Origin of the sequence: Aromatoleum toluolicum, from assembly GCF_012911005.2 — a bacterium.
GTDB classification, from domain to species: Bacteria; Pseudomonadota; Gammaproteobacteria; order Burkholderiales; family Rhodocyclaceae; genus Aromatoleum; species Aromatoleum toluolicum.
Genome location: NZ_WTVS01000061.1, coordinates 26,319 through 33,135, shown reverse-complemented (window position 1 = coordinate 33,135; position 6,817 = coordinate 26,319). Strand labels below are relative to the sequence as shown.

Annotated in this window: 7 protein-coding genes; 1 reads left to right on the top strand and 6 read right to left on the bottom strand. The window is 67.4% G+C overall.

Annotated features, from left to right (window positions below; all coding sequences use genetic code 11):
• Nucleotides 1-22 precede the first annotated feature (22 nt).
• From GPA27_RS22060 to GPA27_RS22035, 6 genes are read right to left on the bottom strand one after another with little or no spacing between them, the layout of a single operon-like run.
• On the bottom strand, nt 23-796 hold the full coding sequence (locus tag GPA27_RS22060; protein ID WP_169142584.1) for a DUF2889 domain-containing protein: 774 nt from the start codon (nt 794-796) through the stop codon (nt 23-25).
• Between the two features lie 36 nt (nt 797-832).
• Nucleotides 833-1,996, bottom strand: coding sequence for an acyl-CoA dehydrogenase family protein (locus GPA27_RS22055; protein ID WP_169142583.1), 1,164 nt, complete (start codon nt 1,994-1,996; stop codon nt 833-835).
• Between the two features lie 56 nt (nt 1,997-2,052).
• Nucleotides 2,053-2,541 carry a hotdog family protein gene (locus tag GPA27_RS22050; protein WP_169142582.1) on the bottom strand — a complete coding sequence of 163 codons (489 nt, stop codon included), beginning with the start codon at nt 2,539-2,541 and terminating at the stop codon, nt 2,053-2,055.
• A complete protein-coding gene (locus tag GPA27_RS22045; protein WP_050415342.1) occupies nt 2,538-3,083 on the bottom strand; it encodes a MaoC family dehydratase in 546 nt (181 codons plus the stop codon). Before GPA27_RS22045 ends, GPA27_RS22050 begins: the two co-directional genes overlap by 4 nt.
• A complete protein-coding gene (locus GPA27_RS22040) occupies nt 3,080-4,240 on the bottom strand; it encodes a CaiB/BaiF CoA transferase family protein (protein ID WP_169142581.1) in 1,161 nt (386 codons plus the stop codon). Before GPA27_RS22040 ends, GPA27_RS22045 begins: the two co-directional genes overlap by 4 nt.
• Before the next feature lie 13 nt (nt 4,241-4,253).
• Nucleotides 4,254-5,435, bottom strand: coding sequence for an acyl-CoA dehydrogenase family protein (locus tag GPA27_RS22035; protein WP_169142580.1), 1,182 nt, complete (start codon nt 5,433-5,435; stop codon nt 4,254-4,256).
• A gap of 422 nt (nt 5,436-5,857) precedes the next feature.
• On the opposite strand from GPA27_RS22035, the gene GPA27_RS22030 reads away from it, so the two are divergent.
• A complete protein-coding gene (locus GPA27_RS22030) occupies nt 5,858-6,814 on the top strand; it encodes an electron transfer flavoprotein subunit alpha/FixB family protein (RefSeq protein WP_169142579.1) in 957 nt (318 codons plus the stop codon).
• Nucleotides 6,815-6,817: the final 3 nt, after the last annotated feature.

Genomic DNA, 6,817 nt, shown 5'->3' with positions numbered 1-6,817 from the left:
GGTCATGGGGCCTCCGCGTGGTTCAGGGCAGGAACTTCAGCAGGTGTTCCGGCGTATGCGTGAAGTCGCGGACGGTGCCTTCGCTACGCAAGGCCCGTTCGACGGCGCCGGTGTTGTACGAGTAGCAGGCGCCCTGCGGCATGCCGTCGGAGATGCCCGGATGCGCTGCGACCGGTTCGAAGCTGTGGCGCCGCGCCTGGGCGACGAAATACGCGCGCTGCAGCGCCACGGCGGCTTCGCGCGGCATGCCGTCGAAGGCTTGCGATGCCCACGCATGGAAGCCGCGCATCACGGGCTTGCCTGCGAGTTCCGCAGGCGCGGTGATGGCGTGGGAACGCGGAGTGGCGATGTGCCAGTCGTGGACCGGCGCGCCGTCGCAGGCGACGCGTGCGCGGGTGATGCCGTCGCGCTCGTCGTCCACCGCCATGTCGTAGAGGCGCGTCGTACGTTCTTCGCCTCGGTGCGCGGCGGCATGCGCGACGGCGAGGATAGCCATGTCGTGCATGTGCGTGCAGTTGTCGCCAGGGACGAGGCGGCTGCGCAGCGTCGCCTCGTCCTCGTCCAGGCGGTGGCCAACGGCGCGCTGCAGCGGGCGTACCGCCTCGGCGCAGGTGTTGAACGGGATGCGCAGCGGCTCGACCTCGACGGTCGTGACGCGCTCGCCGTCGTGCCACAGGCGCAGGCGGAAGCCGTGGTTGCAGTCCTCCAGCTCGACGGCCACCTCGCCCGCCGCCGCGCTCACGCGGAGGCGACGGCGGAAGGTGCCGATTCCGTAATGCGGGTTCGGGCGTGCCATGCGAGTTCCTCGTTCGGGCGGTCGGCCGTGGGCGGATCAGACGGTGAAGGGATCGGGGATCGTCCGCTCGCCGTCGCGGTCGAGGATGTCGGCGGCGATCAGCTCCTCGAGGTAGGACGAGTCCCACCAGTTCATCTGCAGCTGCTTGGCGCGGCGGTAAAAGAGCTGGATGTCGTAGTCGAGCGTGAAGCCGATGCCGCCGTGCACCTGTTGCGCCATGTGCGTGACCTCGCGGAAGGCGCGGCAGGCGAAGAGCTTGGCCATTGCCGCGAGACGCTTCACGTCCTTGCCCACGGCGTGCGCCCAGGCGGCTTCGAGCACCAGCATCTTCGCGCCGTCGACCACCGCGCTGGCGTCGGCCATGTAGTGCGCGAGCGACTGGAAGGCGCCGATCGGCTTGCCGAACTGCTCGCGTTCCTTCGAATACTGGACGGTGATCTCGAGCGCGCGCTCGGCCCCGCCCGCGGCCCACGCCGCGAGCAGGATGATGCCGTCGTACATCGCGGTTTCCCACGCCTGCCAGCCGCGCCCCTCGGCGCCGACGTGGTTCTCCGTGCTCACGCGGACGTCGTCGAAGTCGACGCGGTACTGGGTGTCGGAGGCCATCGAATGTTGCTGCGTCAGCGTGACGCCGGGCGTCTTCGTATCGACGAGGAATAGGTCGATGGCGTCGGCGGCTTCGCCCGTGCGCGCCAGCACGAGGAGCTGTTGCGCCGCGGCAGCGTGGAGGACGTGCCGCTTGGTGCCGGAGAGGATGTAGTCGTCGCCACTCCGCGTGGCGCGTAGCTGCACCCCGGCAGGGCCGAAGCCGCCGTCGGGTTCCAGCCACGCCGGCACCGCGACCGTGTCGCCGGCCGCGATCGCGCCGAGCAGCGGACGCCGATCGGCGGCCTCGCCCGCATGACGCAGCGCCCCGGCCACCATGACGGTGCTGGGGAAGTAAGGCCCCGGCGCGAGGTGACGGCCGAGCTGCTCGTAGATCGCCGCGCAGTCGAGCATGCTCAATCCCATGCCGCCGTCTTCCTCGCGGATCGCCATGCCGAGCAGGCCCGTCTCGCGCATTTGCTGCCACAGGTCAGCGGGCACGCCGATCGGGTCGTTTTCCATCTTGCGCACGACGTCCGTGCCGCTGAAGTCGGCGCACAGGTTGCGGGTCATGTCGCGGAGCATGTTCTGCTCGTCGGTGAACTTCAGGTCCATTGGCAGCCTCTTGAAAGGGTGGCGGGCGAAAAGGTCGCGGTCATGGCGCAGGTGCCTTACGGCAGCCAGCGATCGCCCTTGCGGGTCCAGGGGTTGTCGGCAGGGTCGGTGGGAATGGCGACGCGTGCGCGGCCGGTTGTGCGCACTTCGCCGTCGACGGAGATCGTCAACTCCAGGTCGGCCCAGTGGCATCCGGCGGCATCAGCGGCGAGCTTGCGCACGACCCCGGAAAAGCACATCTCGTCGCCGGGGAAGACGGATTTCTTCATCTCGAAGCGCAGGCGACCGAGGCGGCCTTTCGGGCCGGTCCAGTCGGTGATGTAGCGCTCGAACCAGGCGGCGTTGTTGGGCGTGTTGATGAAGATGTTCTTCACGCCGTTGCGCTCGACCGCGAAGTCCTTGTCATGGTGCATCGGCCGCCAGTCGCGGCTCGCCAGCGCACCGAGCACGATGGTCGTCACGCTCACGGGGTGGCGCAGCGCGGGCATTTCCTGGCCTTCGGCGATGTCGGCGGCAGTGATGCCGCACACCTCAGTCGCGCTCATTGCTCCGGCCTCCGGTAGCCCAGCATGGTGTAGATCTCGGTGCCGACCCATTCGCCATGCTGGTTGGTGGTTTCGACGTCGATTGTCCAGAATCGCCCGATGCCCAGCTTCGTCTGTTTGAGGGGGCCGATGCTGCGCACGATCTGGCGCGTCGTGAGGCGATCGCCGGGGCGGACGGGTTCGCCGAACACGGCTTCGTTGCTGGCGACGACCGCCTCGGGCAAATCGAGGATCTGCTTGAGGTCGAAATGCGTCTGCAGCGCCTTGCGCTCGCCAGTCGCCCCCGGCGCCCAGTAATGCGGGCGGAACCACACCGACATCATCGTCGGCGGCGCGATCGGGCCGCCGGTGACGGCCTCGGCGACGGCCGGATCCCAGAAGATCGGGTTGCCGTTCTGCACGGCCGCGCAGGTGTTGTATACGTAGCCCATCTCGATCGGGAACTCGCCGGGCTCTTCGTAGAGCGGCGTGTCGATCATGCGCTGCGCCTCGTCGGGCAGGTCCGTGGCGTTGCGGCTGGCTTGCGGATCGCGTGCACTCATTCGATGCACCCCGCTGCGCGCAGTTCGGCGATCTGGCCGGCGGGGAAGCCCGCTTCGGCGAGAATCGCGTCGGTGTCGGTATGGCCGGGTGCTGCGACGTGGTGGACCGGCTGCTTGCGCTCGCCGCCCGCGAGCACCGGCGCGAGCTGTTCGAAGGCGCCGCGGCGCGGATGCTCGGCCGCCATGAAGGCCTTGCGCTCGCGGAACTGCGGGTGCGCGGCCACTTCGGGAATCGCGAGCACCGGCGCGACGCAGGTGTCGGCCCCGGCCAGCAGCGCGACCCATTCGTCGCGGCTGCGGGTGAGGAAGCGCGCCGCGAAGGCTGCGCGCATCGCGTCCTGCTGCGCCTCGTCGTACTGGTGGTCGGCGAAGGCTTCGAGTTCGAGCAGGCGGCACAGGTTGCGGAAGAAGTGGCCTTCGATCGCGCCCACCGCGATGTGCCGCCCGTCGCCCGTCGCATACACGCCGTACCAGGCGTACTTGCCCGTCAGCACGCCCGAGCCGGGGTCAGTGCCTTCGCCGGTCGCGAGGTACTGGTCGAGGTACAGCGACATCAGGTTCAGCACGCCGTCGGTGATCGCCACGTCGAGGCAGGCGCCTTCGCCGGTGCGCTCCCGGCGCAGCAGCGCCGCGAGGATGGACTGTGCCGCGTGCATGCCGCCGCCCGCGCCGTCGGCGAGCGTCGCGCCAGGCAGGGCAGGGCGGCCTTCGCCGTCGCGCCCGCTGCAGGCGAGGAAACCGGACATCGCCAGGTAATTGATGTCGTGCCCGACCCACTGCGCGCAGGGGCCGTCCTGGCCGTAGCCGCTGGTCGAGCAGTAGATGATCTTCGGATTGTGCGCGGCGATGTCGGCATAACCCACGCCGAGCCGCGCCGCGACGCCGGGACGGTAGCTTTCGATCACCACGTCCGCCTGCTCGGCCAGACGCAGCAGGGTGTCGCGTCCGGCGTCGGACTTGAGGTCGAGGCGGATCTTGCGCGTGCCGCGCCCGGCGCCGTACGCATGGAAGACGGGATCGACCTGCTTCGCGCCCTTGGCCGCGACCGGCGCGACCTTGATGATGCGCATGCCGAAGTCCGCAAGGATGCGCGAGGCGCGCGCCGCCGGGCCGACGCTGGCCAAATCGAGAACGGTGTAACCGTCGAGGAGGTTCATCGCGCCCGTTCCGTCAGAAGTTCTTCGGCAGGTCGAGCTTGCGCTTGGCGATGATGTTGCGCTGCACCTGCGACGAGCCGCCGCCGATGGTGTCGATCACCGTGTAGGTGTAGCAGCTCTCCCCGCGGCCCTTGAGGGGCGCGTCCTCGGTGTGTAGCGCGAGCTGCCCGCCGGGGCCGACGATGTCCATCGTCGCATCGGCGAGGCGCCGCGACAGCTCGGTCGCGTACAGTTTGTATTGGGAGGCCTCGACGGTCGGCGTCTTGTTGCTGTTGATCGCGGCATCGACGAACTTCACGCCGAGCACCCGCGCAACCTCGCACTCGGTCGCCAGCTCGGCGAGCTTGTGACGCACCACCGCGTCGTCCTTGAGCGGCTTGCCGTCGCGCTTCGCCGTCTTCACGTAGTCGGCCAGCACTTCCATGCGCCCCCGGATCGGCGCGAACGTGAACATGCTGAAGCGTTCGATGTCGAGCGCCTCGGCGATGTACTGGAAGCCCTTGTTGAGCTCGCCGACACGGTAGTCGTCATGCACGAACACGTTGTCGAAGAACACTGCATTGGTGCGCTCGTTGCCCATCGTGTACATCGGGTGGATGGTGAGGCCCGGGTCGTCCATGCGCACGAGGAAGAGGCTGATGCCGTGGTGCTTGGGGGCGTCCGGATCGGTGCGCGCGCCAACCCAGTACCAGTCGGCAAAGTGCGCGGAGGTGGTGAACACCTTCTGGCCGTTGAGCAGCCAGCCGTCGCCCTTGCGCTCGGCCTTCAGGCGCATCGCCGCCGCGTCGGAGCCGGCGGAGGGTTCCGAATAACCGACGGCGAATTCGATCTTCGCGTCGAGGATCTGCGGCAGGAATTCGCGTTTCAGCTTTTCCGAGCCGACGTTGATCAGCGTCTTGCCGATGATGCCGACGCCCTTGCCGATCTGCGGCGCACCCACTGAAGAGAGCTTTTCATTCAGCAGGTATTCGAAAAAGCCTTCGCCTTCCTGCCCGCCATATTCCTTCGGCCAGGTGATGCCGAGCCAGCCTTTTTTGGCCACTTTCTTCATGAAGGCGCGGCGCTCCGGCGTATCACACACCTGCGCCATGTTTTCGCGGGTGACGTCCATGACTTTCGGGTCATGGTTTTCCTTCAGAAATTGATCGACTTCACGCAGGAATTCGCATTCTTTTTCGGAAAACTCAAAATCCATGTCTGTCCCCGCATCAGGAATTAATCAAGACGGCCGGCAAATCGGCAATTGCCCTATGCCGCGAATCGTTGAGCCGATTCTAGATTCCGATTTCCGGCGGTGTTGTCCGGCGGCAGTTCCGAAGTGGCCGCAGGAATGTCAGATAAGGCCATGTCCGCGCCGGCCATCCCGCCACGCCCCATTCTTCGGTCGCGCAATGCCTTGCGGAACAAGGGTTTCGGGCTGGCCGGAAATGAATTGGCAAAGTCCCCTTCTGATTCGAAGCGGCGCAGTGCGACAAAAGCGGGGCAATTAGACTGGATTCAGGAATCGGGATCCGGGCTGCGTCGTAAATTCGGCGCAAAGCGGTCGCACGGAGAAATTGCCGCCTCAGCCGGATGCCCGCTCGATCAATTCGTCGCACTGAACAAGGAGTACTCGCTATGGCCGTTGTGCTGTGTTCCTGGGGTGATGCCATCGACGGCGGTACCGAAGAGGCGCTGACGCTCGCACGCAAACTGGCGGGCTCGACCGGCGTGGAATTGCGCTGGCTGGTGCTCGGCGGCGCCGCGGGCGCGGCAACCGAAGCGGCCGCCCGCTCCGGCGTGAATCGCCTCGACCGCATCGAGGGAGTCGCTGCGTCGCCGTCCGGACCGGATGCGCTGGTCGCAACCCTCGCCGCCTACTGCAGCAGCACCGCACCGCGCATCGTCCTGTTCAATCAGGGCGCTGAATCCCGCGTCATCGCGGCGCGCCTCGCGGGCCGACTGGGTGTGCCGGTGGTCGCCAACGTGTTCGACGCGGAGCCGGCCGGCAGCGGCCTGCACGTGACGGCGACGGCCTTCGGTGGCGATACGCATGCGGTCTACGCGCTGACGGCGCCGGTCGCAGTGCTGTCGGTGACGACCACCTCGATCGTCGCAGCGCCTGCCGCCGTACCCACGGCCGTCGTGCAGTACACGGTCGCGCTCAATACGGGCGCCGTCGCCGAGCGCTTCGAAGTGATCTCCGCGCCGCAGGTTGCCGAAGCGCGCCTCGAGGATGCCCAGATCATCGTCTCGGGCGGTCGCGGTCTCGGCAGCAAGGAGAACTTCGAGATGGTAAAGGATATGGCGGCAGCCCTCGGCGGCATGTGGGGCGGTTCGCGCGCCATCGTCGATGACGGCTGGATCGACTCGTCGCACCAGGTCGGCCTCACAGGCAAGATCACGCGCCCGGCGCTGTATGTCGCCGTCGGCATCTCCGGCGCCAGCCAGCACATGGCCGGCTGCTCCGCGGCGAAGACCATCGTCGCGATCAACAAGGATGCCGACGCCTCGATCTTCCGCTACGCGCATTACGGGGTCGTGGGCGACTGCCTGGAGATCCTGCCCGAACTCATCAAGGCCGCGAAGGCATGACGG